Annotated in this window: 21 protein-coding genes; 4 read left to right on the top strand and 17 right to left on the bottom strand. The window is 71.4% G+C overall.

All coding sequences use genetic code 11. The features are described 5' to 3' along the window. Positions 1-51: 51 nt before the first annotated feature. The 6 genes from ACYVOO_RS14920 to ACYVOO_RS14895 all read right to left on the bottom strand — a co-directional run bounded on the left by ACYVOO_RS14920 (position 52) and on the right by ACYVOO_RS14895 (position 6874). Positions 52-966: a shikimate dehydrogenase gene (locus tag ACYVOO_RS14920; RefSeq protein ID WP_461016123.1), complete on the bottom strand. Its 915-nt coding sequence runs from the start codon at positions 964-966 to the stop codon at positions 52-54. Continuing rightward, entirely contained in the window at positions 966-2828 is a 1863-nt protein-coding gene (gene mltG, locus ACYVOO_RS14915) for an endolytic transglycosylase MltG (protein ID WP_461016122.1), read from the bottom strand. The genes ACYVOO_RS14920 and mltG overlap by 1 nt, the downstream gene beginning before the upstream one ends. A gap of 139 nt (positions 2829-2967) precedes the next feature. Next, entirely contained in the window at positions 2968-3432 is a 465-nt protein-coding gene (ruvX, locus tag ACYVOO_RS14910; RefSeq protein WP_453350225.1) for a Holliday junction resolvase RuvX, read from the bottom strand. Then, positions 3432-6104 carry an alanine--tRNA ligase gene (gene alaS / locus ACYVOO_RS14905; RefSeq protein ID WP_461016121.1) on the bottom strand — a complete coding sequence of 891 codons (2673 nt, stop codon included), beginning with the start codon at positions 6102-6104 and terminating at the stop codon, positions 3432-3434. The genes ruvX and alaS overlap by 1 nt, the downstream gene beginning before the upstream one ends. Continuing rightward, complete coding sequence (locus ACYVOO_RS14900; RefSeq protein ID WP_461016120.1) at positions 6104-6430, bottom strand: DUF6167 family protein; 327 nt, start codon at positions 6428-6430, stop codon at positions 6104-6106. The genes alaS and ACYVOO_RS14900 overlap by 1 nt, the downstream gene beginning before the upstream one ends. Before the next feature lie 9 nt (positions 6431-6439). Further along, positions 6440-6874: a DUF948 domain-containing protein gene (locus tag ACYVOO_RS14895; RefSeq protein WP_453350222.1), complete on the bottom strand. Its 435-nt coding sequence runs from the start codon at positions 6872-6874 to the stop codon at positions 6440-6442. A 209-nt stretch (positions 6875-7083) separates the two neighbouring features. Here ACYVOO_RS14895 and ACYVOO_RS14890 point away from each other — a divergent pair, with 209 nt between their 5' ends. Then, on the top strand, positions 7084-9360 hold the full coding sequence (locus tag ACYVOO_RS14890) for an ATP-binding protein (protein ID WP_461016119.1): 2277 nt from the start codon (positions 7084-7086) through the stop codon (positions 9358-9360). 134 nt (positions 9361-9494) lie between these two features. On the opposite strand, the gene rpsD is transcribed toward ACYVOO_RS14890, so the two are convergent. Continuing rightward, on the bottom strand, positions 9495-10106 hold the full coding sequence (rpsD, locus tag ACYVOO_RS14885) for a 30S ribosomal protein S4 (RefSeq protein WP_453350220.1): 612 nt from the start codon (positions 10104-10106) through the stop codon (positions 9495-9497). A gap of 55 nt (positions 10107-10161) precedes the next feature. Here rpsD and ACYVOO_RS14880 point away from each other — a divergent pair, with 55 nt between their 5' ends. Then, positions 10162-11010 (top strand): DUF2470 domain-containing protein, encoded by an 849-nt coding sequence (locus ACYVOO_RS14880; protein WP_461016118.1) that lies wholly within the window; start codon positions 10162-10164, stop codon positions 11008-11010. Between the two features lie 714 nt (positions 11011-11724). Here ACYVOO_RS14880 and ACYVOO_RS14875 read toward each other — a convergent pair. From ACYVOO_RS14875 to ACYVOO_RS14860, 4 genes are all read right to left on the bottom strand, one after another. Further along, positions 11725-13092, bottom strand: a complete 1368-nt coding sequence (locus ACYVOO_RS14875; RefSeq protein ID WP_461016117.1) for a replication-associated recombination protein A — start codon at positions 13090-13092, stop codon at positions 11725-11727. Between the two features lie 81 nt (positions 13093-13173). Continuing rightward, entirely contained in the window at positions 13174-13812 is a 639-nt protein-coding gene (locus ACYVOO_RS14870; RefSeq protein ID WP_453350217.1) for a vitamin K epoxide reductase family protein, read from the bottom strand. A 103-nt stretch (positions 13813-13915) separates the two neighbouring features. After that, entirely contained in the window at positions 13916-15178 is a 1263-nt protein-coding gene (gene hisS, locus ACYVOO_RS14865) for a histidine--tRNA ligase (RefSeq protein ID WP_461016116.1), read from the bottom strand. Between the two features lie 10 nt (positions 15179-15188). Then, positions 15189-15905: an MBL fold metallo-hydrolase gene (locus ACYVOO_RS14860; protein WP_461016115.1), complete on the bottom strand. Its 717-nt coding sequence runs from the start codon at positions 15903-15905 to the stop codon at positions 15189-15191. Positions 15906-16204: 299 nt separating this feature from the next. Here ACYVOO_RS14860 and ACYVOO_RS14855 point away from each other — a divergent pair, with 299 nt between their 5' ends. Together ACYVOO_RS14855 and ACYVOO_RS14850 are read left to right on the top strand one after the other, a co-directional pair. Continuing rightward, positions 16205-17038 (top strand): peptidylprolyl isomerase, encoded by an 834-nt coding sequence (locus ACYVOO_RS14855; RefSeq protein WP_461016114.1) that lies wholly within the window; start codon positions 16205-16207, stop codon positions 17036-17038. Between the two features lie 155 nt (positions 17039-17193). Next, positions 17194-18423: a DUF349 domain-containing protein gene (locus ACYVOO_RS14850; protein WP_461016113.1), complete on the top strand. Its 1230-nt coding sequence runs from the start codon at positions 17194-17196 to the stop codon at positions 18421-18423. Between the two features lie 114 nt (positions 18424-18537). Here ACYVOO_RS14850 and ACYVOO_RS14845 read toward each other — a convergent pair whose 3' ends face one another. The 6 genes from ACYVOO_RS14845 to ruvB all read right to left on the bottom strand — a co-directional run bounded on the left by ACYVOO_RS14845 (position 18538) and on the right by ruvB (position 26827). Continuing rightward, complete coding sequence (locus tag ACYVOO_RS14845) at positions 18538-21186, bottom strand: RelA/SpoT family protein (protein ID WP_461016112.1); 2649 nt, start codon at positions 21184-21186, stop codon at positions 18538-18540. 146 nt (positions 21187-21332) lie between these two features. Beyond that, a complete protein-coding gene (locus tag ACYVOO_RS14840) occupies positions 21333-21875 on the bottom strand; it encodes an adenine phosphoribosyltransferase (RefSeq protein ID WP_461016190.1) in 543 nt (180 codons plus the stop codon). Positions 21876-21937: 62 nt separating this feature from the next. Further along, complete coding sequence (secF, locus tag ACYVOO_RS14835) at positions 21938-23164, bottom strand: protein translocase subunit SecF (RefSeq protein ID WP_461016111.1); 1227 nt, start codon at positions 23162-23164, stop codon at positions 21938-21940. A 1-nt stretch (position 23165) separates the two neighbouring features. Next, positions 23166-24908, bottom strand: a complete 1743-nt coding sequence (gene secD / locus ACYVOO_RS14830; protein WP_461016110.1) for a protein translocase subunit SecD — start codon at positions 24906-24908, stop codon at positions 23166-23168. A 129-nt stretch (positions 24909-25037) separates the two neighbouring features. Then, entirely contained in the window at positions 25038-25565 is a 528-nt protein-coding gene (gene yajC / locus ACYVOO_RS14825; protein ID WP_461016109.1) for a preprotein translocase subunit YajC, read from the bottom strand. A gap of 170 nt (positions 25566-25735) precedes the next feature. Then, positions 25736-26827, bottom strand: coding sequence for a Holliday junction branch migration DNA helicase RuvB (gene ruvB, locus ACYVOO_RS14820; protein ID WP_461016108.1), 1092 nt, complete (start codon positions 26825-26827; stop codon positions 25736-25738). Positions 26828-26962 lie beyond the last annotated feature (135 nt).

Below are 26962 nucleotides of genomic sequence, written 5' to 3'. Positions count from 1 at the left end.
GAGCACGCGTCGCCCCCGCCCGGACGTACGCCCCGGACTGCCCCGGACGCGTCAGCCCGTGCGCGCCCGCAGCGCCGCCTCGCCCGCGGCACGCATCGCGGCGAGCGGCGCAGGGGCGTGCCCCGTCATCTGCTCGACCTGGAGCACGGCCTGATGGACGAGGAGGTCCAGGCCGCCCACGACGGTGCCGCCGTTACCGGACCAGGCGGCGGCGAGGGCGGTCGGCCAGGGCTCGTAGAGGACGTCGAAGAGCGTGCCGGGCCGCTCGGGCACGGCAGCGGCGAGGGCGTCCGTGGTCCCGGCCGGGGTGGTCGCGACGACCAGGGGCGCGGTCAGCGCCTCCGCCGCTTCGGCCCAGTCGGCGAGGCGGACGGGCACGCCGAGCCGCTCGCCCCAGCCCCGCATCTCCCGCGCCCGCGCCTCGCTGCGCACGTACGCGGTGACCTCGCCGTCGCACACCAGCTTCAGCGCGGCCAGCGCGGACGAGGCGGTGGCACCGGCCCCGAGGACGGCCGCACGCTCGACGTTCTCGACGCCGCGCTCGCGCAGCGCGGCGACCATGCCCGGGATGTCGGTGTTGTCGCCGACGCGGCGCCCGTCCCCGGTGAAGACCACCGTGTTGACGGCCTCGACGGAGGCGGCGCCCGCGGTGATCTCGTCCAGGAGCGGGATGACGGCACGTTTCAGCGGCATGGTGAGCGAGAGGCCAGCCCATTCCGGGCCGCCGTCACGCGCGGCCAGTCCGTCGAGGAAGCGCGCGATGCCCTCCTCGTCCACCTCGTGCCGGTCGTACGTCCACCCGGTCAGGCCCAGCTCAGCGTAGGCCGCGCGGTGCAGCTCGGGCGAGAGCGAGTGGGCGATGGGCGAGCCGAGGACCGCCGCGCGCCTGGCTCCTGTCGTGCTCCGGGTGGTCCGGGTGCTCCGGGTGTCCGGCGCCCCGGACGCGTCGGTGGAGGGCTGGGACATCAGCCGCCGTTCTCCCTCTTCTTGCGCTGTTCGATGTTGAAGTCCCGCACGTTCTTGTCGTGCTCGGCCGAGTTGTCGGTGAAGCGGGTGTCGCCCGGTTTCACCGTCACGAAGTAGAGCCAGTCGCCCTTGGTGGGCTTGAGCGCCGCCTCTATCGCCTGGTGCCCGGGGTTGTCGATGGGCCCCGGCGGCAGGCCCTTGTGCATGTACGTGTTGTAGGGCGAGTCGAACTTGGTGTCCTGGACGGAGACGTCCAGGGACGAGCGGCCCTTCGCGTAGTTGATCGTCGAGTCGAAGCCGAGCGCCATGTACTTGTCGAGCCGGTTGTAGATGACCCGCGAGACCTTGCCGAACTCGTGGTCCTCCTGCGCCTCGGCCTGGACGAGGGAGGCGACGGTGATGATCTCCTCCGGCGTCTGCCCCGACTTCTTCGCCGCGTCCTCCAGGCCGACCTTCGTGTACTCGGCCTTGGCCCGCTTCACCATCTGCCGCAGCACGTCCTCGGGAGCGGTGTTCTTGCCGACGCTGTACTTGGAGGGGAAGAGGAAGCCCTCCGGCTGGCCCTTCGCCCACTTGGGCAGCCCGAGGTCGGCCGTCTTGGCGGCCTTCGCCGTGGTGCCGTCCTTGAGGTCGAGCTTGGCGTCCACGAGTGAGTAGATCTTCGTCGCGCGCAGGCCCTCGGAGACGATGAGGCCGTTCTGGCTGGCGGGGTCGAGCATCATGTCGATGGCGCTGGAGGCGGCCATCCGCTTGCGCAGCGTGTAGGAGCCCGGCTGGATGCTCTGGGCCTTGCTGTTCTCGCTCGCGGCCTCGACGAAGGCGCCGCTGCTCTTGATGACGCCCGCGCTGTGGAGCGCGGTGCCCATGTCGGTGAGCGAGGCGCCGTCGGGGATGTCGACCTGGATCTCGCCGCCGCCCTTGCCCACGTAGTCGGGGGAGGGGGCGAAGTGCGTCTGGTAGAAGTCCCAGCCGAACCAGCCGACCGCGCCCACGCCGCCGACCAGCACCACCGAGACGACCAGGCACGCACAACCGCTTCTGCGCTTGGTCTCCCCACGGCGCTTGCTGCCACGGCCGCTCCGGCCGTCCTTGCGCCCCTCGCGCCCCGGACGGCCGCCATCCGCGTCGTCCCAGTCGGCGTCCTCCCCGTACTCCGCGTCCTCGCGGTCGGTGAAGAAGGCGTGTTCACCCTGGTCGGGCCCCGGGTCCCAGCCGGTCTCCGGATCGGCGCCCGGGGGCTGCTCCGGGTGCGGCCGCTGGTGCGGGGGCTGATGGGGCGCCTGGTGAGGGGCCTGGTGGGGAGGCTCCTGGTACTGCTGCGGGTAGCCGGGGTCCTGCGGGTACGGGGACTCCTGCTGGTACGGGTCCTGCGCGTACTGCTGCCCGTAGTGCGGGCCCTGCTGGGCGTACCGGGGGTCCTGCTGGTACGGATCCTGCGGGTACTGCTGGGCCTGCTGCGGGTGCTGCGGCTGCGGAGGGGGGTAGCCGCCCTCAGCTCCGTAGTGAACCGGCTGCCCGTCCGGGCCGTAGTGCCCTACGGGCGGTATGCCGTACGGGTCGGTGGCACCCGCTCCGTACGCGGGGTCATAGACGACTCCCCCGCCCTGCGTACCGCCGCCCTGCGTACCGCCGCCCTGCGTCCCGTCCCAGTTGCCGTCGCCGTAACCCGCGTGCTGGGGCTGGGCGGCCTGCTGCGGATAGTAGGTCTGCTGCTGCGGGGCCTGCTGCTGTCCGTCGTACTGCTCCCAGCCGTCCTGATAGGTGCCGGAAGCGGACTGGCCACCGCTCCACCCCTGGTCCCCGTAGAGAGGATCCTCGGGGTGCCACGGTTGGGGACCCTGTCCCCGGCCATACTCAGTCATCGATCCCCTAGTGCCGCGAGGCGGCAGCCATGGTGCGCGCCGGCGGCGCCGACGTCCGGGTGACACTCGTGTCTACGGGCGTGTGTACGGGCCCTCTTCGGACGGCTGCCGTGTCGCGCGGAACGTTACCGCACCGCGATCAGACAACCACTTCGACGCACTGCCCCGGCGGTCTGCCGGACACCCGTTCGGTCTCCAGCGCGCTCTGGAGAATCACCACCGCAGCCGCCTGATCGATGCGGGACCGCCCCTTCTTCGAGCTGACTCCGGAGGCCCGCATGCCCTGCGCCGCCGTGACCGTACTCATACGCTCGTCGACCAGCCGCACCGGCACGGGTGTGATGTTCGTCGCCAGCTCCTGCGCGAAGGCGCGGACCTTGGCCGCCGCCGGGCCCTCGCCCCCGTTGAGGGAGCGAGGCAGCCCGACGACGACCTCGACCGGCTCGTACTCCGCGACCAGCGCCGACAGCCGCCGCTGGGCAGCGGGCAGATCACGTCCCGGCACCGTCTCGACGGGGGTCGCCAGCAGCCCGTCGGGGTCGCTGCTCGCGACCCCGATGCGGGCGTCACCGACGTCGACCGCCAGGCGCCTGCCGCGTCGCATCAGGCAGTGCCGCTCTCGGCCACCAGCCGCTCGACCGCCTCGACGGCCTCGGGCACGGCGGCGGCGTTCTGCCCGCCGCCCTGGGCCACGTCCGGCTTGCCGCCGCCGCCTCCGCCGAGCGCCTTGGCGGCGGCCCTGACCAGGTCACCGGCCTTGAGCCCGCGCTCGCGCGCGCCCTCGTTCGTGGCGATGACCGTCACCGGGCGGCCGTTGGCGACCGCGAACAGGGCGATCACCGCGGGACGGCCCCCCGTGATGCGCTGGCGCACGTCGAGGACGAGGGTGCGCAGGTCGTCGGCCGTGGTGCCGTCGGGCACCTGCGCCGTGACCAGGGCTACGCCCCGCACATCCTTGGCGCCCTCGGCGAGCCCCGCGGCGGCCTGGAGGACCTTCTCGGCGCGGAAGCGCTCGATCTCCTTCTCCGCGTCCCGCAGCTTGGTGATCATCCCGGAGACGCGCTCCGGCAGCTCCTCGGGACGCCCCTTGACCAGCTCGGTGAGCTGCGAGACGACGGTGTGCTCGCGGGCCAGGAACTTGTACGCGTCGACGCCGACGAGGGCCTCCACGCGGCGCACCCCGGAGCCGATCGAGGACTCGCCCAGCAGCTTGACCAGGCCGAGCTGCGCGGTGTTGTGGACGTGGGTGCCGCCGCACAGCTCCTTGGAGAAGTCGCCGATGGTGACCACGCGGACCCGCTCGCCGTACTTCTCGCCGAACTCGGCCAGCGCGCCCTGCTTCTTGGCCTCGTCGATGCCCATGTACTCGGCCTGGACGTCCAGTTCGCGGGCCAGCACCTCGTTGATCCGCTGCTCGACGTCCGTCAGTACCGTGCCGGGCACGGCGGCCGGGGAGCCGAAGTCGAAGCGGAAGCGGCCCGGCGAGTTCTCGGAGCCCGCCTGCGCTGCCGTCGGGCCCAGCGCGTCGCGCAGCGCCTGGTGGGTGAGGTGGGTGGCGCTGTGGGCGCGGGCGATGGAGCGGCGCCTGTCGCCGTCGATCTGGGCGTAGGCGGAAGCGCCCACGGTCACTTCGCCGACCTGCACTGCACCCTTGTGCACGGTGACGCCGGGGACCGGCTGCTGCACGTCGCGGACCTCGATCACGGCGCCGTTGCCGAGCTTGATGCGGCCCGTGTCGGCGAGCTGGCCGCCGCCCTCGGCGTAGAAGGGGGTGCGGTCGAGGACGACCTCGACGTCGTCGCCCTCGCGCGCGGCGGGCGAGGGCGCTCCGTCGACGAGCAGGCCGACGATGTCGGCCTCGCCCTCCGTCTGGGTGTAGCCGGTGAAGTCGGTGACGCCGCTGCTGTCCGCGATGGCGCGGTAGGCGGAGAGGTCGACGTGGCCCTGCTTCTTGGCCTTGGCGTCGGCCTTGGCGCGCTCCCGCTGCTCCTTCATCAGGCGCCGGAAGCCCGCCTCGTCCACGGACAGCCCCTGCTCGGCGGCCATCTCCAGGGTGAGGTCGATGGGGAAGCCCCAGGTGTCGTGGAGCAGGAACGCCTTGTCGCCGGGGAGGACGCCGCTGCCGCCCGCCTTGGTCTCGGACACGGCGGTGTCGAGGATGTTGGTGCCCGCCTTGAGGGTCTTGAGGAAGGCGGCCTCCTCGGCCAGCGCGACCGTCTCGACGCGCTTGCGGTCCTCGACCAGCTCGGGGTACTGCGGGCCCATGGCCTTGATGACGGTGTCCGTCAGCTCGGCGACGGTGGGGCCGCTGGCGCCGAGGATGCGCATGTTGCGGATGGCGCGGCGCATGATGCGGCGCAGGACGTAGCCGCGGCCCTCGTTGCCGGGGGTGACGCCGTCGCCGATGAGCATGATGGCGGTGCGGATGTGGTCGGCGACCACGCGCAGGGAGACGTCGGACTCCTCGGCGTCGCCGTAGCGCACGCCGGTCAGCTCGCCGGCCCTGTCGATGATCATGCGCGAGGTGTCGATCTCGTACATGTTGCGCACGCCCTGGAGGATCATCGCCAGGCGTTCGAGGCCGAGGCCCGTGTCGATGTTCTGGCTGGGCAGGTCACCGAGGATCGGGTAGTTCTTGCCCTCGCCGGGACCGCGCTCGTACTGCATGAAGACCAGGTTCCAGATCTCCACGTAGCGCTCGTCGTTGACGGCGGGGCCGCCCTCCTCGCCGAACTCGGGGCCACGGTCGTAGTTGATCTCGGAGCAGGGACCGCAGGGCCCCGGCACGCCCATGTCCCAGTAGTTCTCCTCCTTGCCGAGCCGCTGGATGCGCTCGGCGGGGACACCGACGACATCGCGCCAGATGCGCTCGGCCTCGTCGTCCTCCTCGTAGACCGTGATCCACAGGCGCGAGGGGTCCAGGCCGTAGCCGCCCTCGTCCTGGGAGAGGGTGAGCAGCTCCCAGGCGAACTTGGCGGCGCCCTCCTTGAAGTAGTCACCGAAGGAGAAGTTGCCGCACATCTGGAAGAAGGTGCCGTGGCGGGTGGTCTTGCCGACCTCTTCGATGTCCGGCGTGCGCACGCACTTCTGCACGCTCGTCGCGCGCTTGAAGGGCGGCTTGACCTCGCCGAGGAAGTAGGGCTTGAAGGGGACCATGCCCGCGGGGACCAGCAGCAGCGTCGGGTCGTCCGCGATCAGCGACGCCGACGGCACGACGGTGTGCCCCCGCTCCTCGAAGAAGCGCAGCCAGCGGCGGCGGATTTCAGCCGACTCCATCAGTGGTCCTCATTCCGGTCGTACGGGTGTGTCGTCCCCAGCTCGGCCCTCCGGCCCCGGGCGGGGAGCGGGCGGGTCGCCTGCGCGGGCGCCTCCACGGGCGTCTCCAGGCCCAGTGCCTCGTTCAACTCGGTCTCGCGCTGTGCCATTCCGGCGCGGACGTCGAGTGCGAACTCCTTGAGCCTGTGGCCGCCTTCGACGGCCTTGTCCGCGGCGCGGACGGCCAGCGCGTCAGGGGCGAGGGAGCGGATCTTGCGCTGAACCTTGGTGGTGGCCCAGACCCCGGCTGCTGCGCCGGTGGTGAACCAGAAGGCACGGCGGAACATATGCGTGGATCAGCCCTTTCCGCGCTTGCGTCCTGCGGTACGGCGGGGGGTCGGCAGCGTGCGGCTCACGACCACCCTGCGGGGCGGTGCCTGCTCGCTCTTCTTGCGTCCCAGCGCGCGCCGCACTCCGTAGCCGAAGGCGGCGACCTTGACGAGCGGGCCGCCGAAGGTGGTGGAGACGGTGGAGGAGAGCGCGGAGGCGTTGGAGGTGACCTCCTGGACGTCCGTCGCGATGGCGTCCACGCGGTCGAGCTGGCTCTGCGCGCTGCGCACAGTGGCCGATGCCTCGCCCAGGAGGGGGACCGCCTGCTCCGTCACGCCCGTCACCAGCTTGGTCGCCGCCTTGAGCGTCTGCGCGAGCCTCACCAGCACTACGGCGAGGAACGACACCAGAATCGCCCAGAAGACAGCCACCAGGAGACCGGCCACTTCTCCACCGGACACGCTGCACCGCTTCCCTCGGGTCGTCTTGGGGTCGGCCGCCGCCTGCCAGATGCGGCCTGCACTCCCTGTACGGGCGGCGGCAGGTACCGACCTTATCGCGCCCGCGCCCCGCGTCCGTACCGCATTACTGGCGGGGCGGAAAGGGCGCGTGCGTACGTCATCCCGGGCGATTGTACGGTGCGCACACCACCCAGTACGCTCCGTGTTCCATGCGACCCTTCCAGCGCTCAGAGGCGACGCCTCAGGAGAGCACCGGACGCCCGCGCGCACCGGGCAATCTCCCCGCCGCGCTCAGCGGCTTCGTGGGCCGCGAGGGCGAAGTGGCCGGGGTGTGCGAGCGGTTCGCCGAGGCCAGGCTGGTGACCGTGACGGGCGTCGGCGGAGTCGGCAAGTCGCGGCTGGCGCAGCGCTCGGCTCAGCGGTTGCAGGATCGCTTCTGCGACGGGGTCTGGCTCGTCGAACTGTCGGGCCTGCGGGACGGCGGGCTGCTGGACCACACCGTGGCCGAGGCCCTGGACCTCTCCGACAACTCGGGCCGCCCGCCCCGCTCCGCGCTCGCGCGCCACCTGGCGCGGCGCGAGGCGCTGCTGATCATGGACGGCTGCGAGCACCTCGTCGAGGAGTGCGCGGCGCTGACCGCCGAGCTGCTGCGCCGGTCCCCCGGGCTGCGCGTGCTGGCGACCAGCCGCCGCCCCCTGGACGTCGCGGGCGAGCATCTGTTCACGCTGGCTCCGATGCCCGAGGACGAGGCCGTCGCGCTCTTCCACGCGCGCGCCGAGGCCGTGCTGCCCGGCTTCGCCGCGCAAGGTGCGCAAGGTGCGCAAGGTGCGCAAGCGACGGACGGGGCACCCGGGGCGCACCGGTCCCCCGTGGCCGAGCTGTGCCGCCGCCTCGACGGGATTCCGCTGGCCCTGGAGCTGGCAGCGGGGCGGCTGCGGGCGCTGTCCGTCGAGCAGATCGCGCAGCGCCTCGACGACCGCTTCCGGCTGCTGACCAACAGCAGCCGCACCGCGCTCCCCCGCCACCAGACGCTGCGCACGGCGATCGGCTGGAGCCACGAGCTGTGCACGCCGGAGGAGCGCCTGCTGTGGGCGCGGCTCTCGGTCTTCGCGGGCACCTTCGACCTGGAGGCCGCCGAGTACCTGTGCTCCGGCGGCGGCCTGCACGCCGACCAGGTACTGCCGGTGCTGGAGGAGCTGGTCGCGCAGTCCGTCGTCGTCAGGGACGGGCGCGAGGACGCGACGGGCCAGGCGCGCTACCGGCTGCTGGACACGGTGCGCGAGTACGGCGCGTGGTGGCTGGAGGAACTGGGCGAGACGGAGCGGCTGCGCCGCCGCCACCGCGACTGGTATCTGGGCCTGGCCACGTGGTGCGAGCTGGACTGGTTCAGCCCGCGCCAGGCCGAGCTGGCGGCGCGCGTGGAGCGGGAGCTGCCCAATCTGCGGCTGGCGCTGGAGTGCAGCCTGGAGTCGCCCGAGGACGCACACACGGGCCAGTACCTGGCCGGGACGCTGTGGTTCTACTGGATCGGCTGCGGACGCCTCGCCGAGGGGCAGTTGTGGCTGGACCGCGCGCTGAGCCTGGAGGGCGAGCAGCCGGAGGCGCGCGCGAAGGCGCTGTGGGTCTCGGGGCTCGCCTCGGTCGTACGGGGCGACGCGGTCGGCGCGCTCGGGGTGCTGCACGAGTGTCTGGAGTTGGCAGAGGACGGCCAGGACGCGACGGCCACCGCCTACGCGACCCAGATGCTGGGCTGCCTGGCCGTCGTCGGCGACGACCTGCCCCGCGCGAAGACGCTGCTGGCCGACGCGCTGGAGCGCTTCCGCGAGCTGGGCGAGCTGAACACGCTGGTGATCCTCGCGCAGATCGAGCTGGCGATGGCCCACGCCTTCGACGGCGAGCTGGAGGCCGCGCTCTCCCTCGGCGAGGAGGCCCGCGAGATCTCGGCGGAGAGCGGGGAGCGCTGGGCGCTGTCGTACGCGCTGTACGTGCTGGCCTACGCGCACATGGTGCGCGGCGACGACGAGCTGGCGCGGGCGCTCAGCGTGGAGTGCCTGACGATCAAGCGCGAGTTCCACGACGTGCTGGGCATGACGATGGCGCTGGAGCATCTGGCCCCGCTGCTCGCGGAGTCCGAGCCCGAGCGGGCTGCCGAGGTGGTCGGCGCCACGGTCGCGGGCTGGCGGCTGCTGGGCGCCCAGCGCTTCGGGTCGCACTACTTCTCGCAGCCGGGCACAGGGTGCCGGGCGCGGCTGCTGGCCGAGCTGGGCGAGGAGCGGTTCGAGCGCGCTTACCGGCGGGGGCACGAGATGGGCCTCGTCGCGCTCGTCACCCGCGAGGTGACGGAGCGGGCCCCAGGACCGGCCGTGGCACGCGCTGAGCGGGACGCGGGGCACTCCACGCGACGCCCCCGGGGCGCGCCGGGACAGCGGGCACGGCAGCACGCGGTGCCGCCTGCGGGGAGCGCGGACGGCGAACGCGGGGTGTGAGCGCGGGCCGCGCGTGGCCAGCGGGGGTGCCGCGCACGTCGGCGTACGGGTACGTCGACGCACGCGCTGCGCACGCCGCGCACGTCGGACGCGCTCCGGTCCTGGCGGGTCCGGGCGCGTCCTGACGGGCGGACTCAGCGTGCGTAGTACTCCACGACGAGCTGCTCGTCGCAGATCACCGGGATCTCCTTGCGGTTGGGGTCCCGGTCCAGGCGGAACGCCAGCGCCGGGAGGTTGACCTCCAGGTAGCGCGGGGTCTCGCCCTCGGTGTCGTAGCCACCCTCGCGTGCGACCTGGAAGGGGTGCTTGGAGCGGCTGCGCTCGCGCACCATCACCACGTCGCCCGGGCTGACCCGGAAGGACGGCTTGTCGACCTTGCGGTCGTTCACCGAGATGTGGCCGTGCACGACCATCTGGCGGGCCTGGTAGATCGTACGGGCCAGGCCGGACCGCAGCACGAGCGCGTCGAGACGGCGCTCCAGCTCGATGACCAGGGCCTCGCCGGTCTTGCCGTCGGTCTTGCGGGCGCGGTCGTACGCGCGCGCCATCTGGCGCTCGCTGATGTCGTACTGCGCGCGCAGACGCTGCTTCTCCAGCAGACGGACCTTGTAGTCACTGTTCTGCTTGCGGCCCCGGCCGTGCTCCCCCGGCGGGTACGGGCGCTGCTCGAAGTACTTCACGGCCTTCGGGGTCAGCGCGATGCCGAGGGCACGCGACTTCTTGACCTTGGGACGCGACTGGTTCACGTTGAACGGACCTCCGTGTAAGTTAGGTGAGGCTTACCTTAGCGGAGGAGAACGTATGTTTCGACCTGGGATTCCCCTGCCCGGTTACGACACCGAGGGGGATCAGCCGCGTCCCACGGAAGACGCCCGGCAGCCGACGGCGGCCGAGCGTGTACGAACCCTCGTGGAGTCAAGCGTATCCGCGTCCCTGACCATTCCTGGCGCCGAGGCGGTCGAGCAGACCCCGCAGGCCCCCCTCGGCAGCGGCTCACCGGAGGCCAGAGCGGTCACTCCGGACGGCGACGTGATCCTGCTCGTGCCCGCCGCATCCCCGGCAGCAAGGGCCGCGGCCTACGCTCAGGACGACGACGTCACCGCCGTGATGGAGATCACTGATGTGGCTCCCGTCTCGGTGCCGCACCGCATCCGCGGACGGGCCTGGGTGGCGGGATGGCTCACCGCAGTGCGCAACGAGGAACGGGCCGCCTGCGCCCAGCTCATCGCCGAGCGCCAGCCCGAGGGGCCCGCGCCCGACGTGGCCTGGATGCTGCTGCGGCTGGAGATCGGCGAGGCGTACGTCGACGATCTGTGGGGCGCCGAGCACGTCGAGCCCGACGACTTCGCCTCGGCCGCGCCCGACCCCCTGATGCGGCACGAGGCCGAACTGCTCCAGCACCTCGCGTCCTCCCACGCCGACCAGGTCCGGGGCCTGTGCTCCCTCCTGGGCGAGCGCGACGCGGTCTGCGGTGCGCGGGACGAGGTCGTGCCGCTCGCGCTGGACCGGCACGGGATGCGGGTGCGGTTCTGCGAAGGGGGCGGGGAGCGGTGCTTCGACGCACGGTTCGAGTTCCCCGAGCCCGTGGGGGACGTCATCCAGCTCCGCCGCGCGATGCACGCCCTCTTCGAGGCCGCCTCCGACACGTAACCCCTTCGCGGGGTACGGAAAGAAACACAGGGTCACCCCTTCACCGGTCGCACCCCTTCACGGGGTGCGGGGTGAAGCCCACACGGGGTGCTCCTCTCCTCACAGGGGGCGCCTGCCCAGGTGCCCCTCGGGGCCTCGTTCGCGTGCTGCGGGCCGGTGGCACGGGTTGTGCCCACCCGTCCCGCCCACGGGACGACTGCCCACAACAAGGGTGGCTGGGCCCCCTCCGGCACGGTGCCGGTCCACAGCATGGGAACAAGCGTGCAGGTGGCCACCGGGTGGGAGGGGACGTGGTGGGGTGTCCCCGCAAGTGGTGGCGACGAGGGGGCACCGACCTGCTGGTGGCCACCGGGTGGGAGGGGACGTGGTGGGGTGTCCCCGCAAGTGGTGGCGACGAGTATGTGCAGGCAGCCGAAAAGCCGACCCGCACTTGTCGCCGCCCGAGGAGACACCCCGGCACGGCACCGACCCCCACCACACACCAACCCCACAACCACCGGCACAAACCAAGAACCACGCGGCCCCAGCCGCGACGCACCGCAACCACACGCCGCGCCGAAGCCACCGGCCAGGCAGCCGAACACGGCGCCCAGCCACACGACGGCACCCCCGGACAGGGGCACCAAAATCAGCGCGGGGCCCTACAGTGCCCACCACACCGGCGAACCGTCCCGCGCAACACCCCCGGCGAACCGCCCAGCGCAGCGCCCCGCGTCAATCCGTAGCGTCGCCGGAGGAGCCGTGGAGGCGGGCGCGGACGCGTTCGGCGACGTCCGCGTACCGTGCCTCGGCCCCGTACCGCGTCGGCTCGTAGTACCGCTTCCCGTGGATGCCCTCCGGGGCGTACTGCTGGGCCGCGATCCCGCCGGGCAGATCATGGGGGTACTGGTACCCCTTCCCGTGCCCCAGCTTCTCCGAGCCCTTGTAGTGGCTGTCCCGCAGATGCGGCGGCACCGGCCCGGCCACACCGGCCCGTACGTCCGCCAGCGCCGCGTCTATCGCCTTGTACGCCGCGTTCGACTTCGGGGCCAGCGCCAGTGCCACGACCGCCTGCCCCAGCGTGATCCGCGCTTCGGGGAAGCCGATCATCGCGACCGCCTGGGCCGCGGCGACCGCCGTCTGGAGCGCCGTCGGATCCGCCATGCCGATGTCCTCGCTGGCGGAGATCATCAGGCGCCTGGCGATGAAGCGCGGGTCCTCGCCCGCCTCGATCATGCGGGCCAGATAGTGCAGCGCCGCGTCCACGTCCGAGCCCCGGATGGACTTGATGAGGGCACTGGACACGTCGTAGTGCTGATCGCCGTCGCGGTCGTACTTCACCGCCGCGCGGTCGACGGCCGCCTCCAGCGTGGAGAGGGTGATCTCCGACTCGCCCTTGGCGAGCGCCGAGCCCGCGCCCGCCTCCAGCGCTGTGAGGGCCCGGCGGGCATCGCCCCCGGCGATTCGCAGCAGGTGCGCCTCCGACTCCGCAGAGAGCGACACAGCGCCGCCCAGGCCCCTCTCCTGCTCCACGGCGCGGTGCAGGAGGCCGCGGATGTCCGCGTCGGTCAGTGGTTCCAGCGTCAGCAGCAGGGAGCGGGAGAGCAGCGGGGAGATCACCGAGAAGTACGGGTTCTCCGTGGTGGCCGCGATCAGGGTCACCCAGCGGTTCTCGACCGCGGGCAGCAGGGAGTCCTGCTGGGCCTTGCTGAAGCGGTGGATCTCGTCCAGGAAGAGGACGGTGTCCTTGCTGTATGCCCCGGAGGAGCGGCGGGCGCTGTCGATGACGGCCCGGACCTCCTTGACGCCCGCGGTGATCGCGGAGAGTTCCACGAAGCGCTTGTCCGTGGCCTGGCTGACGACATAGGCGAGGGTGGTCTTGCCCGTGCCCGGCGGCCCCCAGAGCATCACCGAGGAGGGCCCCGCTGGGCCGCCGCCCGCCTCCCCCACCAGGCGGCGCAACGGTGAACCGGGGCGCAGCAGATGCTGCTGCCCCACGACGTCGTCCAGAGTGCGCGGACGCATCCGTACGGCCAGGGGGCTGGCCGACGGGTCCTGCGTCTGGCGTTCCTCTGCGGCTGCGGTGAACAGGTCGGGCTCCACGTCAAAACCCTAAGTCACCCCACTGACAGCGCGCCCCCGGCGGTGGGTACCGCCGGGGGCGCGCTGCCGGAGAAGCGGGGTTCAGCTCGTCCAGAAGTCCCACCAGCGGGTCAGGATCAGCATGCCGATGATCCCGATGTGCAGCACCGGCATGACCCACGGGAACTCGGTGAAGAAGCCGCGCACCGGAGCGGGCGTCGGCAGGAAGCCGTGGCGTACGTTGTGGGCCGTGACGTACCAGAACATGATGATCGTGGCGACCCAGGCGAGGGAGCACCACAGGCACAGGGCGTTGATGTTGTAGAGCGACTGGTAGGTGAGCCAGGCGCAGAAGACGACGCCGAAGAGGGTGCCCGCGTTGAACGTCAGCCAGTACCAGCGCGGGAAGCGCGCCCTGGCGATCAGGCTCATGCCGACGCAGATCACGATGCCGTAGGCCACCAGCCCGATCATGGGGTTGGGGGCGCCGAACGCCGCCGCCTGCTCGCTCTTCATGACGCTGCCGCAGGAGACGACCGGGTTCATGCTGCATCCCGGTGTGAAGTTCGGGTCCTCCAGGAGCTTGAACTTGTCGAGCGTGATCACCCAGGCGGCCAGCAGACCGGCCGCGCCCGTGATCACGAGCATCCAGGCGAAGGCACGGCCCGCGCCGACGGCGGCACCCCTGGAGGGCTCGTCCGCGTCCGTGCGAGCTTCGTCGGGGGGTGCCGTCGTCGTCATAGCGCTGTTCGTCCCGTCGTCCGTTGCATGGCTCTGGTGCCGCTCATTGTGCATCAGTCGGCGTGCACCAGGCAGCACACTGCCAGTTGGGCTCGCGTGGGGGTCACGCGAGCCGCGCGCGGACCTCGGTCACCACCCGATCGAGTGCCACGGCGGTCTGTTCCCCGCTGCCGAGGTCCTTGAGCTGGGCCACGCCCTCCGTGAGATCGCGCTCGCCGACGAGCAGCGCGAAGCGGGCGCCGGAGCGGTTGGCCGACTTCATGGCGTTCTTCATGCCCTTGCCGCCGTACGCGAAGTCCGCCGCGACGCCCTGCCGCCGCAGCTCGGTGACCGCGCCGAACAGGACGCGCCGTGCCTCGTCGCCGATCGGCACCGCGAACACCTCGGTGGCGGGCGGCAGTTCCAGCTCGACGCCCTCGGCCTCCAGCGCCAGGACCGTGCGGTCCACGCCCAGCGCCCAGCCGACGGACGGCAGCGCGGGGCCGCCGATCATCTCGGACAGACCGTCGTAGCGTCCGCCGCCGCCGACGGCGGACTGGGAGCCGAGGCCGTCGTGCACGAACTCGAAGGTGGTGCGCGTGTAGTAGTCGAGCCCGCGCACCAGCTTGGGGTCGTCCTCGTACGTGACACCGGCCGACGTCAGCAGCTCGCGCACCTGCTCGTGGTAGCTCCGGCACGCCTCGCACAGGTGGTCGCGCATCATGGGGGCGCCGACGAGCTGCTTCTGGACGCTGTCGCGCTTGTCGTCCAGGACGCGCAGCGGGTTGATCTCGATGCGCGCCCGGGTCTCCTCGTCCAGGTCCAGCTCGCGCAGGAACTCCTGGAGCGCGGCGCGGTAGACCGGGCGGCACTCCTTGTCGCCCAGGGAGTTCAGCAGGATGCGGAAGTCGCGCAGCCCGAGCGAGCGGTACGCGTCGTGGGCCAGGATGATCAACTCAGCGTCGAGCGAGGGGTCCTCGGCGCCGATCGCCTCGGCGCCCACCTGCGAGAAGTGCCGGTAGCGGCCCTTCTGGGGGCGCTCGTAGCGGTAGTACGAGCCGGAGTACCAGAGCTTGACGGGCAGGTTGCCGCTCTTGTGGAGGTTGGCCTCCAGCGCGGCGCGCAGCACGGAGGCGGTGCCCTCGGGGCGCAGCGCCAGTTCGTCGCCGCCCTTGGTGGTGAGGGTGTACATCTCCTTGGTGACGATGTCGGTGGACTCGCCGACGCCACGCGCGAACAGCTCGACGTTCTCGAAGCCGGGCGTCTCGGTGTACCCGTATCCGGAGCGCCGCAGCGGCGCGGAGAGCGCCTCGCGCACCGCGAGGAACTTCGCGGATTCCGGGGGGATCAGGTCGTAGGTGCCCTTGGGGGCCTTGAAGGTGCTCAACGGACTGGTGTCACATTCCTCGTCGCGGGGCGGCGTTCGGTGCGCCGCCGCCGGGGCCGGAGGCCACTTCCCGCAGGAACGGGTTGGTGGCGCGCTCGCGGCCGATGGTGGTCTGGGGGCCGTGGCCCGAGAGCACGACGGTCTCGTCCTCCAGCGGCAGGCACACGCGTGCCAGCGACTGGAGGATCTCGCCGTGGTCTCCCCCGGGCAGGTCGGTGCGTCCGATGGAGCCGGCGAACAGCAGGTCGCCCGAGAAGAAGACGGGCGGCACATCGGCCCGCTCGGGCATCCGGAAGGTCACCGACCCCTTGGTATGGCCCGGCGCGTGCGCGACGGTCAGCTCCAGCCCTGCCAGCTCCAGCTTCGCGCCGTCCGTCAGCTCCTCGACGTCGTCGGGCTCGCCGATGGACAGCTCGCCCATGAGGGGCTGCCCGATGGAGCGGCCGAGGGCCTTCTCGGGATCGCTCATCATGTAGCGGTCGGCGGGGTGGATCCAGGCGGGCACGTCGTGCGCTCCGCACACGGGCATGACCGAGGCGACATGGTCGATGTGGCCATGGGTGAGGATGACGGCGACCGGCTTGAGCCGGTGCTTGGCGACGGCCTCCTCGACGCCCTCGGCGGCCTGGTGGCCCGGGTCGATGATCACGCACTCCTCACCGGCGGCGGGGGCGACCAGATAACAATTGGTCCCCCAGGCCCCGGCGGGGAACCCGGCAACGAGCACGATCGTCCTTCAGTCGTCCGACAGTGGCAACGGCGATTCAACCGAGGTCACAGCCTACCGGCGGCGGTGCGGACGCCGCGAACCCGTGTACGCGCCGGCCCGGCCCCGGCCCGTACGGACACAGGCCGTACACAGCCGGGCGCACCATCTTGGAGCACCAGCACAGCACCACCCGGCACCGCCCGGTATTACTTTCAGCAACACTCCTGGCAGCACCCCCGGCACCACTCCCCGCACCACCGTCCCGCTCCACCCCAGCACCACGTCCCGACGCACGCACGGCCAGAAGGAGACGACCCGTGGTCAGCAGTGATCAGCGCAGGAAGCAGCTCGCCCGTGAGAAGTACCTGCGGCAGCAGGAGCGCCGTGCCGCGCGGCGGCGCAAGAACCGCCTGCGGAACGCGGCCATCGCGGGCGGTCTGGCGCTCGTGATCGCTGCGGGCGCCGCGTACGCCGCCTCGGGCGGCCTCGGCGGCGACAAGGACAGCAGCGCCGACGACGCGCAGGCCAGCCCCTCGCCGAGCGAGGCCCCGGACCCCTGCGGCAAGCCCGCAGGCGGGAAGCCGGGCGACGAGCAGTGGAAGAAGGAGCCGTCGATGAAGATCGACGAGTCGGCCACGTACACGATGGAGCTGGACACCACCTGCGGCGGCATCGCCTTCGAGATGGACGCCTCGAAGGCCCCGCACACCGTGAACTCCTTCGACTTCCTCGCGGGCGAGAAGTTCTTCGACCACACCAAGTGCCACCGCCTCGTCGACGAGGGCATCCACGTGCTCCAGTGCGGCGATCCGACGGGCACGGGGCAGGGCGGCCCCGGCTACACCATCCCGGACGAGAACCTGAAGGACTCGCGGCTCAAGGACAACACGTATCCGGCGGGCACGGTGGCGATGGCCAACCAGTACGACGCGCAGTCCAAGAAGGGCCGCGACACCGGCGGCAGCCAGTTCTTCCTCGTCTTCGAGGACAGCCAACTGCCGCCCGACTACACACCGTTCGGCAAGATCACCAAGGGCATGGACGTGCTCAGGAAGATCGCGGAGGCGGGGTCCACCACGGACCCGCAGACGCAGAACACCCCGCCCAACGCGACGGTGGTGATCGACAAGGCGACGGTGCGCAAGTCCTGAGGGTCCTGGCCCCTCCAGGGGCGCACGAACCCGAAATTTCGACCCGGCCGGATGCGGACAGCGTGCCCGCCGGTCGCCTATGTTGGCCTTGACGAGAACTGTGGACGATGCCGGGGGCCGCGCGCCCCTCGTGGGCATCATGTGGAGGAGGCGCTGTGAGCAGCGACCCGTGGGGCCGCGTCGACGAGACGGGGACCGTGTACGTGCGTACGGCCGACGGCGAGAAGGTCGTCGGATCGTGGCAGGCCGGCTCCCCCGACGAGGCGCTGGCCTACTTCAAGCGCAAGTACGAAGGTCTGGTCGTGGAGATCGGCCTCCTTGAGCGCCGGGTGCGGACCACCGACCTGTCCGCGAAGGACGCCACGGCCGCCATCGACCACCTGCGCGAGCAGGTGGAAGCGCATCACGCGGTCGGCGATCTGGACGCCCTGCGGCAGCGGCTCGACAAGCTGGTGGAGGCCGTCGAGGCGCGCCGCGAGGAGCGCAAGGCGGAGAAGGCCAAGCAGAGCGAGGAGGCCCGCGGCGCCAAGGAGCAGTTGGTCGCCGAGGCGGAGGAGCTGGCGGGGAGCGAGCAGTGGCGGGCAGCGGGCGAGCGGCTGCGGGCACTGGTCGACACCTGGAAGGGCCTGCCCCGGCTCGACCGCAAGACCGACGACGAGCTGTGGCGCCGTTTCTCCCACGCCCGCTCCGCCTTCTCCAAGCGCCGCAAGGCGCACTTCGCGCAGCTCGACGCGCAGCGCGAGGAGGCGCGGCAGCACAAGGAGAAGCTCGTGGCGGAGGCCGAGGCGCTCTCCGGCTCCCGCGAGTGGGGTCCGACGGCGGCCAAGTACCGCGAGCTGATGCAGGAGTGGAAGTCCGCCGGGCGCGCGCAGCGTGAGCACGAGGACGATCTGTGGCAGCGCTTCCGCGGCGCCCAGGACGTCTTCTTCCAGGCGCGCGGCGAGGTGTTCGCCGAGCGCGACGCCGAGCAGCGGGAGAACCTGACGCGCAAGGAGGAGCTGGCCGTCGAGGCCGAGAAGCTGCTCCCCGTCACCGATCTCAAGGCGGCACGCGGTGCCTTCCGCGCGATCAACGAGCGCTGGGACGCGATCGGCCACGTGCCCCGCGACGCCAAGCCGAAGATCGAGGGCCGGATGCACGCCGTGGAGCGGGCGATCCAGGAGGCCGAGGAGGCCGAGTGGCGCCGCACCAACCCCGAGGCGAGGGCCCGCGCGGCGGGTTTGACGGGGCAGCTCCAGGACGCCGTCGACAAGCTGCGCGGGCAGGTCGAGCAGGCGCGCGCCGCGGGCAACACCGCGAAGGCCGAGAAGCTGGAGCGGGAACTGGCCGGGCGGCAGGAGCTGCTGGACCAGGCGCTCAAGGGCCTCCACGAGTTCGGCGGCTGACGCCGCGCCGACAGCACAACGCACCCCACGCGTGGGAGAGGGCCCCGGTAGCGATTACCGGGGCCCTCTCCCCTGTCGGCGTCGACGGCGGCCGTACCGCCGACGGCCGCTCCGCTACGAGGACTCCGTGGGCCTGCGCGCCGAGGTCACGCGGTACACGTCGTAGACGCCCTCCACGCCCCTGACCGCCTTGAGCACGTGCCCCAGGTGCTTGGGGTCGCCCATCTCGAACGTGAAGCGCGAGGTGGCCACGCGGTCGCGGGAGGTCTGGACGGCCGCGGAGAGGATGTTGACGTGCTGGTCGGACAGCACCCGCGTGACGTCCGAGAGCAGCCGCGAGCGGTCCAGCGCCTCCACCTGGATGGCGACGAGGAAGACCGAGGACTGCGTCGGCGCCCACTCCACGTCGAGGATGCGCTCGGGCTCCCTGGAGAGCGAGTCGACGTTGACGCAGTCCGCGCGGTGCACCGAGACGCCCGCGCCGCGGGTCACGAAGCCGATGATGGGATCGCCCGGCACCGGCGTACAGCAGCGGGCGAGCTTGACCCACACGTCGTCGACACCCTTGACGACCACGCCCGGGTCGCTGTGCGAGCGGCGCTTGGCGCGGGTGCTGCCCTGCATGGGCGGCGAGGTCTCGGCCAGGTCCTCGTTGGCCTCGTCCTCCCCGCCCATGGCCTGCACGAGCTTCTGGACGACGCTCTGCGCCGTGACATGGCCCTCGCCGATGGCCGCGTAGAGCGCGGAGATGTCGGGATAGCGCATCTCGTGGGCCAGGGTCACCAGCGAGTCGCCCGTGAGGATGCGCTGCATCGGCAGGTTCTGCTTGCGCATCGCGCGGGCGATGGCGTCCTTGCCCTGCTCGATGGCCTCGTCCCTGCGCTCCCTGGTGAACCAGGCCCGGATCTTGTTGCGGGCGCGCGGTGACTTGACGAAGCCCAGCCAGTCGCGGGAGGGCCCGGCGCCGGGTGCCTTGGAGGTGAAGACCTCGACGGTGTCGCCGTTGTCGAGGGTGGACTCCAGTGGGACGAGGCGCCCGTTGACGCGGGCCCCTATCGTCCGGTGGCCGACCTCGGTGTGCACGGCGTAAGCGAAGTCGACCGGGGTGGCACCGGCCGGGAGCGCTATGACGTCGCCCTTGGGCGTGAAGACGAAGACCTCGTTGCGGGAGAGGTCGAAGCGCAGGGACTCAAGGAACTCACCCGGGTCCTCGGTCTCCTTCTGCCAGTCGAGCAACTGCCGCAGCCAGGACATGTCGTTGATGGCCTCTTGGCCGCCCGCCTTTCCGCCGCTCTTCGGCACGTCGGTGCGCACCTTGGAGGCGCCTGCCACGGCCTGCTGCTTGTACTTCCAGTGCGCGGCGATGCCGTACTCGGCGCGGCGGTGCATGTCGAACGTGCGGATCTGGAGCTCGACGGGCTTGCCGCCGGGGCCGATGACCGTCGTGTGCAGCGACTGGTACATGTTGAACTTCGGCATCGCGATGTAGTCCTTGAACCGCCCGGGAACCGGGTTCCAGCGGGCGTGGACCGTACCGAGCGCCGCGTAGCAGTCACGCACGGTGTCCACCAGGACGCGGATGCCGACCAGGTCGTAGATCTCCGCGAAGTCCCGGCCTCGCACGATCATCTTCTGGTAGACGCTGTAGTAGTGCTTGGGCCGCCCCGTGACGGTGGCCTTGATGCGCGCCGCGCGCAGATCGGCCTGGACCTCGTCGGTGACGACGGCGAGGTACTCGTCCCGCTTCGGGGCGCGCTCGGCGACCAGGCGGACGATCTCGTCGTACATCTTGGGGTAGAGGATCGCGAAGGCGAGGTCCTCCAGCTCCCACTTGATGGTGTTCATGCCCAGCCGGTGAGCGAGCGGGGCGAAGATCTCCAACGTCTCGCGGGCCTTCTGCTCCTGCTTCTCGCGGCGCAGATAGCGCATGGTGCGCATGTTGTGCAGGCGGTCGGCGAGCTTGATGACCAGCACGCGCGGGTCCTTGGCCATGGCCACGACCATCTTGCGCACCGTCTCGGCCTGCGCCGCCTCGCCGAACTTGACCTTGTCCAGCTTGGTGACGCCGTCCACCAGCAGCGCGACCTGGTCGCCGAAGTCGCGACGGAGCGTGTCGAGCCCGTACTCGGTGTCCTCGACGGTGTCGTGCAGCAGACCCGCCATCAGAGTGGCCGGGTCCATGCCCAGCTCGGCGAGGATCGTGGTCACCGCGAGCGGGTGGGTGATGTACGGATCGCCGCTCTTGCGCTTCTGGCCCCGGTGCCAGCGCTCGGCGACCTGGTAGGCCCGCTCGATCTGGCGGAGCGTGGACGACTCGATCTTGGGGTCGTTGCTGCGCACTATGCGCAGCAGGGGCTCCAGCACCGGGTTGAAGGGGCTGGAGCGCTGCACGCCGAGGCGGGCGAGCCGGGCCCGTACGCGGTTGGAGGAGCCCGAGCGGCCCGAGACGCCGGAGACGGGGCGCGCGGGCGTCATCCGCTCCTGCTCCGTGCGCTCTCCCCGCGGGCCGTTGCCGTCGCGCCTGACGGGCGCTGAGGAGCCGGAGGCGGGGGGTGTGGAGGGCGCGGGGGACGCGGCGGAGGCGGTGGGCGTGGGGGCGGGCGAGGAGCCGTTGGGACCGGGGCCAGGGCCGGAGCCGGAGCCGGGCTTGCCCGCTCCGCCGCTCGAAGGGGCCGTACCGGCGCGCGGCGCCTCCGCGCCGGGGCCGCCGTCCCCGGCGTCCTGGTGCTGTGCGGTGGTGAGCGGCTGGGCCTCGTCTGGCAAGAGCACTCCTCGTTGGACCCCAGGTGGAAATGCCATGGTAGCCACCCTCGTCCCGGCGCTCTCCCGGTGCCGGGGTACGCGGAGACGACGAAGGCGGTCACCCTGGTGAACGTACCGGGTGACCGCCTTATGCCGTGGCGGCGTCGTCAGACCGTGACCAACGCGTCCAGTGGTGCGCCGTCCAGCTCCGTGACCAGCCGCTCGCGCCCGCTGAGGAAGCCCAGCTCCATCAGCACGGCGACGCCCGCGACCTGCGCTCCGGAGCGCCGGATCAGCTTCAGCGACGCCTCGGCGGTGCCGCCCGTGGCCAGCACGTCGTCGATGACCAGCACGCGGTCGCCCGCGCTGAGGTCCTCGGCGTGCAGCTCCATCTCGGCGGTGCCGTACTCCAGCTCGTAGGACTGGGAGAGAGTGGCGCCGGGCAGCTTGCCCGCCTTGCGCACGGGGACGAAGCCGAGCCCGGCCCGTACGGCGGCGGGGGCCGCGAGGATGAAGCCGCGCGCCTCCAGGCCGACGACCTTGGTGGCGCCGCGCTGGGCGCAGATGCCAGCGAGGGCTTCGCTGAGGGCCGCGAACGCCTTGGCGTCGGCCAGCAGGGGGGTGATGTCCTTGAACGTCACGCCCGGCTTCGGGTAGTCCGGCACGTCCCTGATGTGGCTGACCAGCAGCTCCCTGACCTCGGGCGCCACCGGGGCGGTGCCCGCCGGGACGGGGGCGGGGGCAGGTGTCTCGCTCGTGCTGCTCACGCCGCTCACCTGCGCTTTCCTGAGGACCGCCCGCGGCTGCCGCGCCCGCGCGAGGCGGGCTGACGGCGCTGGCCGCCGCCCTCGCGCGCACTGCCGCCCGTGCCGCCTGCGCCGCCGGTGCCGACGACGCCCGCGCTCGCGCGGGTGGCGCCCTGGGAGTCCTCCACGGTCACCGGGATGCCCGTGCCGCCGGGCGCCGGGTCACGGGGGTCCTGGTCGTCCTCGTCGTCATAGCCGCCGGGACCCTCGCCGCCCTCGCGCTCCTCGGCCTTGAGGCGCTTGGCGCGGACCCGCTTGGCGAGGGCCTTCATCTGCGGCTCGCGCTCCTTGAAGTCCGCGACCAGCGGGGTCGCGATGAAGATCGAGGAGTACGCACCGGCCGCGAGGCCGACGAAGAGGGACAGCGCGATGTCGTTCAGCATGCCGCCGCCCAGGAGGCCGCCGCCGATGAACAGCAGTCCGGCGACCGGGAGCAGAGCCACGACCGTGGTGTTGATGGAGCGCACCAGGGTGGCGTTGATGCTGCGGTTGGCGATCTCGCTGTAGGTGAAGCGGGTCTGCTTGGTGACGTTCCTGCTGCCCTCTCTCAGGCCGTCGAAGACGACGACGGTGTCGTAGAGGGAGTATCCGAGAATGGTCAGCAGACCGATCACCGTGCCCGGTGTGACCTCGAAGCCCACGAGCGAATAGACGCCGACGGTGATCGTGAGGTCGTGGATCAGCGCGATGAGCGCGGCGAGCGCCATGCGCCACTCGAAGGCGATGGCCAGATAGATCACCACGAGGACCAGGAAGATCCCCAGGCCCAGCCACGCCTTGTTCGCGATCTCCTTGCCCCAGCTGGGGCCGACGAGCTGGGTGTCGATGCTGTTGGCGTCGACCTTGAGGCTCTTGGAGATCTCTTCCTTGACCTCCGTGGACTTCTTGGTGTCGACGCCCGCGATCTGGATGCGCATGCCGCCGTCGCCGAGCTGCTGCACGATCGCCTGGTGGCCCGAGGACTCCTCGGCGACCTGCGCCGTCTGCTGCACGGAGGCCGAGGTCTTGGGCGTGGTGAGAACGGCGCCGCCCTCGAACTCGATGCCCATGTTGAGGCCGCGGACCGCGAGGCCGACGATCGCCGTGATGGTGATCAGGATCGAGACGCCGTACCAGATCTTCCTCTTGCCGACGAAGTCGTAACCGACCTCACCGCGGTAGAGCCGGGCGCCGAGACTGCCGAGTCGCGACATCTCAGGCCTCCTTCGGGTCAGTGCTGACATCGGGCGAGCGCCTGCCGCGACGCAGCGGCGGCTTGGCGCCGAGCCGGGTCGGGTCCAGGCCGGACCAGGGGTGGCCGCTCGCGAAGAACTTCGTTCGCGCCAGGATCGTCATCAGCGGCTTGGTGAAGAAGAAGACCACGACGACGTCGAGGAGCGTGGTCAGACCCAGCGTGAACGCGAAGCCCTGCACCTTGCCGACGGTGACGATGAAGAGCACGAAGGCGGCGAGGAAGGAGACGAAGTCGGAGACCAGGATGGTGCGCCTGGCGCGGGGCCAGCCGCGCTCCACCGCCGGGCGGAGCGTTCTGCCTTCGCGGATCTCGTCCCGGATGCGTTCGAAGTAGACGATGAACGAGTCCGCGGTGATACCGATCGCCACGATGGCTCCGCAGACCGCCGGGAGGTTCAGCGCGAAGCCGATGGCGGGCCCGAGGAGGGTCATCAGGGTGTAGGTGAGGATGCCGGAGACCACGAGGCTCAGGAGCGCGATGAGCGACAGGCCGCGGTAGTACGCGACGAGGTAGATGACCACCAGCGCGAGGCCGATGGCGCCCGCGATGAGACCGGCTTCGAGCTGGTCGCTGCCGAGTGCCGCCGTCACGGTGGTGACGTCCGACTCCTCGAAGGAGAGCGGGAGCGCGCCGTAGGAGAGGATGTTGCCCAGTTCCTCGGCGGACTCCTGGGTGAAGCTGCCGGAGATCTCCGCGTTGCTGGAGAGGCGCTCGCTCACGCTGGGCGCGGAGACGACCTCGCCGTCGAGGACGATCGCGAACTGGTTCTGCGGCTGCTGCTTGGCGGAGAGCTTGCCGGTGATGTCACCGAACTGGTCCGAGCCCTTGTCGTCGAACGACATCTGGACGATCCACTGGGCGCGCTGCTGGTCGAAGACGGCCTTGGCGTCCTTGACGTTCTTGCCCTTGACCGCGACGGGACCGAGCGCGTACTTGATCTTCTCCTTGGCGTCGCAGGCGACGACCTCGTCACCCGGCTTGGCGCTGGCCGCCCGCTCGTTGGCCTTGGCCTTCGCCGCCTTGGAGGTGCAGTCGAGCGCCTCCAGCTTCTTCGCCAGGGAGTCCGAGACGCCCTCGGGCTGCGCGGCGGCCGACTCGGACGGGTCCGGGCTGGGGCTCTCCGACGCCTTGCCGCTCTCCGAGGCGGAGGGGCTCGGGGACTCGTCGGCCGTCTTCGCCTTGAGGCCCTCGCTGACGGCGCGGCCCTGCTGGTCCGAGTCGTTCTTGTCCTTGGAACCCGCGGACGAGGACGAGGAGGGGGACGAGGACGGGTCGGGCTGCGCCTCGGTGGTGGTCGGCGCGTAGGTCAGCACCGGCCGGAAGCCCAGTTCGGCGGTGGTGCCGACCTGCTCGCGGGCCTGCTTCTCGTTCGTACCCCGGGGGATGTTGACGATGATGTGCCGGTCGCCCTGGGTCTGTACCTCGGCCTCCTGGACGCCCAGACCGTTGACGCGGCGCTCGATGATGCCGACCGCGGTGTTCATGTTGGTCTGGTTGATCGCGTCCGGCTTGCCGGGCTGGTTCTTGGCCTCGAGCGTGATGCTCGTGCCGCCGGCGAGGTCGATGCCCAGGCGGGGCGTCTTCTCACCGTGGAGGAACATCCCTCCGGTGAGGCCCGCGATGACCAGCAGGATCAGCGTCAGGGCGCGCCATGGCTTCCCCTGGGCGCCCGGAGCCCTGCGGCCCTTTTTCGGTGCTGCCACCTTTTCGTCTCTCCCTGTCCAACCGCTGGTGCCGGCCTGGGAGTTCGGGCCGGGTCACCGCGCGGCACGCAAAGTGGTCTGCGGACGTGCTCCGCCGCCGGACCTGGTCGTGACCCGGCGGCGCCGACCTTACTTGTCGGTGTCACCGTCCCGCTTGACGTCCTTCGGCTCGGCGTCCTTCTCGGCGTCGGCCTCGGGGGCGTCCTTGCGCAGGGAAGCGGCGCCGGTCTCGGCGTCCTTCGTGTCCGTCGCGTCCGTACCGGCCTCGGGGGCTTCCTTGGTGAGGTCGGCCTTGCGGTCGGCCGCGTCCTCGTCAGCGGTCAGCGAGGAGGCGTCGTCCGGGATGACGGTGCTCTCGACGTCCAGGTCCTCGGGCTGGCCGTTCAGGATGCGGTCGAACTCCTCGGCCTCCAGGACGGCGCCGATGGCGTTCTTGGCGTAGAGCGCGTGCACGCCCGGTGCGACCTCGAGGAGGACCGTGTCATCGCGGATCTCCTTGACGGTGGCGTACATGCCTCCGATCGTCCGGACGCCGGTGCCAGGCTGCATCGAGTCGCGCATGTTCGCGGCCTGCTGCTGCTTCTTCTTGGCGGACCGGGTCATCAGGAACATGGCCCCGATGAGCACGATGAACGGGAGGAGAGTCACGATATTCACGGCGGAAGAATTTCCTTCGCACGACCGCTGCGGGCGCGGCCTGGTCTTCGGGGTGGTGGGCATGCCGTCCGGAAAAAGGGATGGCGTCGGCGGAGTCTAAGCGAGCCCTCGCCAATGGAACAACGTCAAGCATGGCACCGGGGTTCCTTCCCCGGCGAGTCTCCGCGCCGTCACGCTCCGAACAGGCCCTGCTGCCCGGGGCCGCCCGGGGTGCCGTGCGGACCCTGCTGCGGCGGGGTGAGGCCGAGGTGCGCCCAGGCCGCGGGGGTGGCGACGCGGCCTCGCGGGGTGCGCGCGAGGAGCCCTTCCCGCACGAGGAAGGGCTCGGCGACCTCCTCGACGGTCTCCCGCTCCTCCCCCACCGCGACGGAGAGGGTGGACAGGCCGACGGGGCCGCCGCCGAACAGCTTCAGGAGGGCGCCCAGGACGGAGCGGTCCAGGCGGTCGAGGCCGCGCGCGTCCACCTCATAGACGTCCAGGGCGCGGCCCGCGATCTCGCGGTTGATGGCGCCGTCGGCCTTGACCTGCGCGTAGTCCCGGACGCGACGGAGCAGCCGGTTGGCGATACGGGGGGTGCCGCGGGAGCGCCCGGCGATCTCGGCGGCTCCCTCCTCGTCCGTGTCCACGTCCAGGAGGCGCGCGGAGCGGTGGATGACGCGCTCCAGCTCCTCCGGCTCGTAGAACTCCATGTGCCCGGTGAAACCGAAGCGGTCCCGCAGGGGCGGCGGGAGGAGCCCGGCCCTGGTGGTGGCGCCGACGAGGGTGAAGGGGGGCAGTTCCAGGGGGATGGCGGTGGCGCCGGGGCCCTTGCCGACGATCACGTCGACGCGGAAGTCCTCCATCGCCATGTAGAGCATCTCCTCGGCGGGCCGGGACATGCGGTGGATCTCGTCGAGGAAGAGGACCTCGCCCTCCTGGAGGGAGGAGAGGATCGCGGCCAGATCACCGGCGTGCTGGATGGCGGGGCCCGAGGTGATGCGGATGGGGGCGCTCATCTCCGACGCGATGATCATGGAGAGGGTGGTCTTGCCGAGCCCGGGGGCGCCGGAGAGCAGCACGTGGTCGGCGGTGCCGCCGCGCTGGCGTGCGGCCTTGAGGACGAGATCGAGCTGCTCGCGCACCTTGGACTGGCCGACGAACTCGCCCAGCTCCTTGGGCCGCAGCGCGGCCTCGACGGCCTGATCGTCGCCATCGGCCTCGGCTCCGACGAGGCGCTCGGCGTCCTCGCCGGGTGCGGTGCCGGTGCTGTCGTCCCAGTTCATGAGGTCTGCCTCTGGATCTGCTGGTGCTGCTGGTGCTGCTGGATCTTTTTCGGGATGTGGCTTCGTACGAGCCGCGCCCCGGCGGGGTGGCGGCTCGCCGTCGCGCGGGCGCCGCACGCCGCAGCGGGCCGCCGC

The organism is Streptomyces daliensis, from assembly GCF_054782395.1.
The sequence above is the reverse complement of the archived record's forward strand: the minus strand, read 5'-3'. Positions and strand labels throughout refer to the sequence as shown.

Bases quoted from the DNA above. Each gene is read 5' to 3' on its own strand.
- ACYVOO_RS14900 (WP_461016120.1), bottom strand. From the start codon at position 6,430: ATGTTCCGCCGTGCCTTCTGGTTCACCACCGGCGCAGCAGCCGGGGTC.
- ACYVOO_RS14890 (WP_461016119.1), top strand. From the start codon at position 7,084: ATGCGACCCTTCCAGCGCTCAGAGGCGACGCCTCAGGAGAGCACCGGA.
- mltG (WP_461016122.1), bottom strand. From the start codon at position 2,828: ATGACTGAGTATGGCCGGGGACAGGGTCCCCAACCGTGGCACCCCGAG.
- ruvX (WP_453350225.1), bottom strand. From the start codon at position 3,432: ATGCGACGCGGCAGGCGCCTGGCGGTCGACGTCGGTGACGCCCGCATC.
- secF (WP_461016111.1), bottom strand. From the start codon at position 23,164: ATGTCGCGACTCGGCAGTCTCGGCGCCCGGCTCTACCGCGGTGAGGTC.
- ACYVOO_RS14880 (WP_461016118.1), top strand. From the start codon at position 10,162: ATGTTTCGACCTGGGATTCCCCTGCCCGGTTACGACACCGAGGGGGAT.
- alaS (WP_461016121.1), bottom strand. From the start codon at position 6,104: ATGGAGTCGGCTGAAATCCGCCGCCGCTGGCTGCGCTTCTTCGAGGAG.
- ACYVOO_RS14920 (WP_461016123.1), bottom strand. From the start codon at position 966: ATGTCCCAGCCCTCCACCGACGCGTCCGGGGCGCCGGACACCCGGAGC.
- ACYVOO_RS14870 (WP_453350217.1), bottom strand. From the start codon at position 13,812: ATGACGACGACGGCACCCCCCGACGAAGCTCGCACGGACGCGGACGAG.
- ruvB (WP_461016108.1), bottom strand. From the start codon at position 26,827: ATGAACTGGGACGACAGCACCGGCACCGCACCCGGCGAGGACGCCGAG.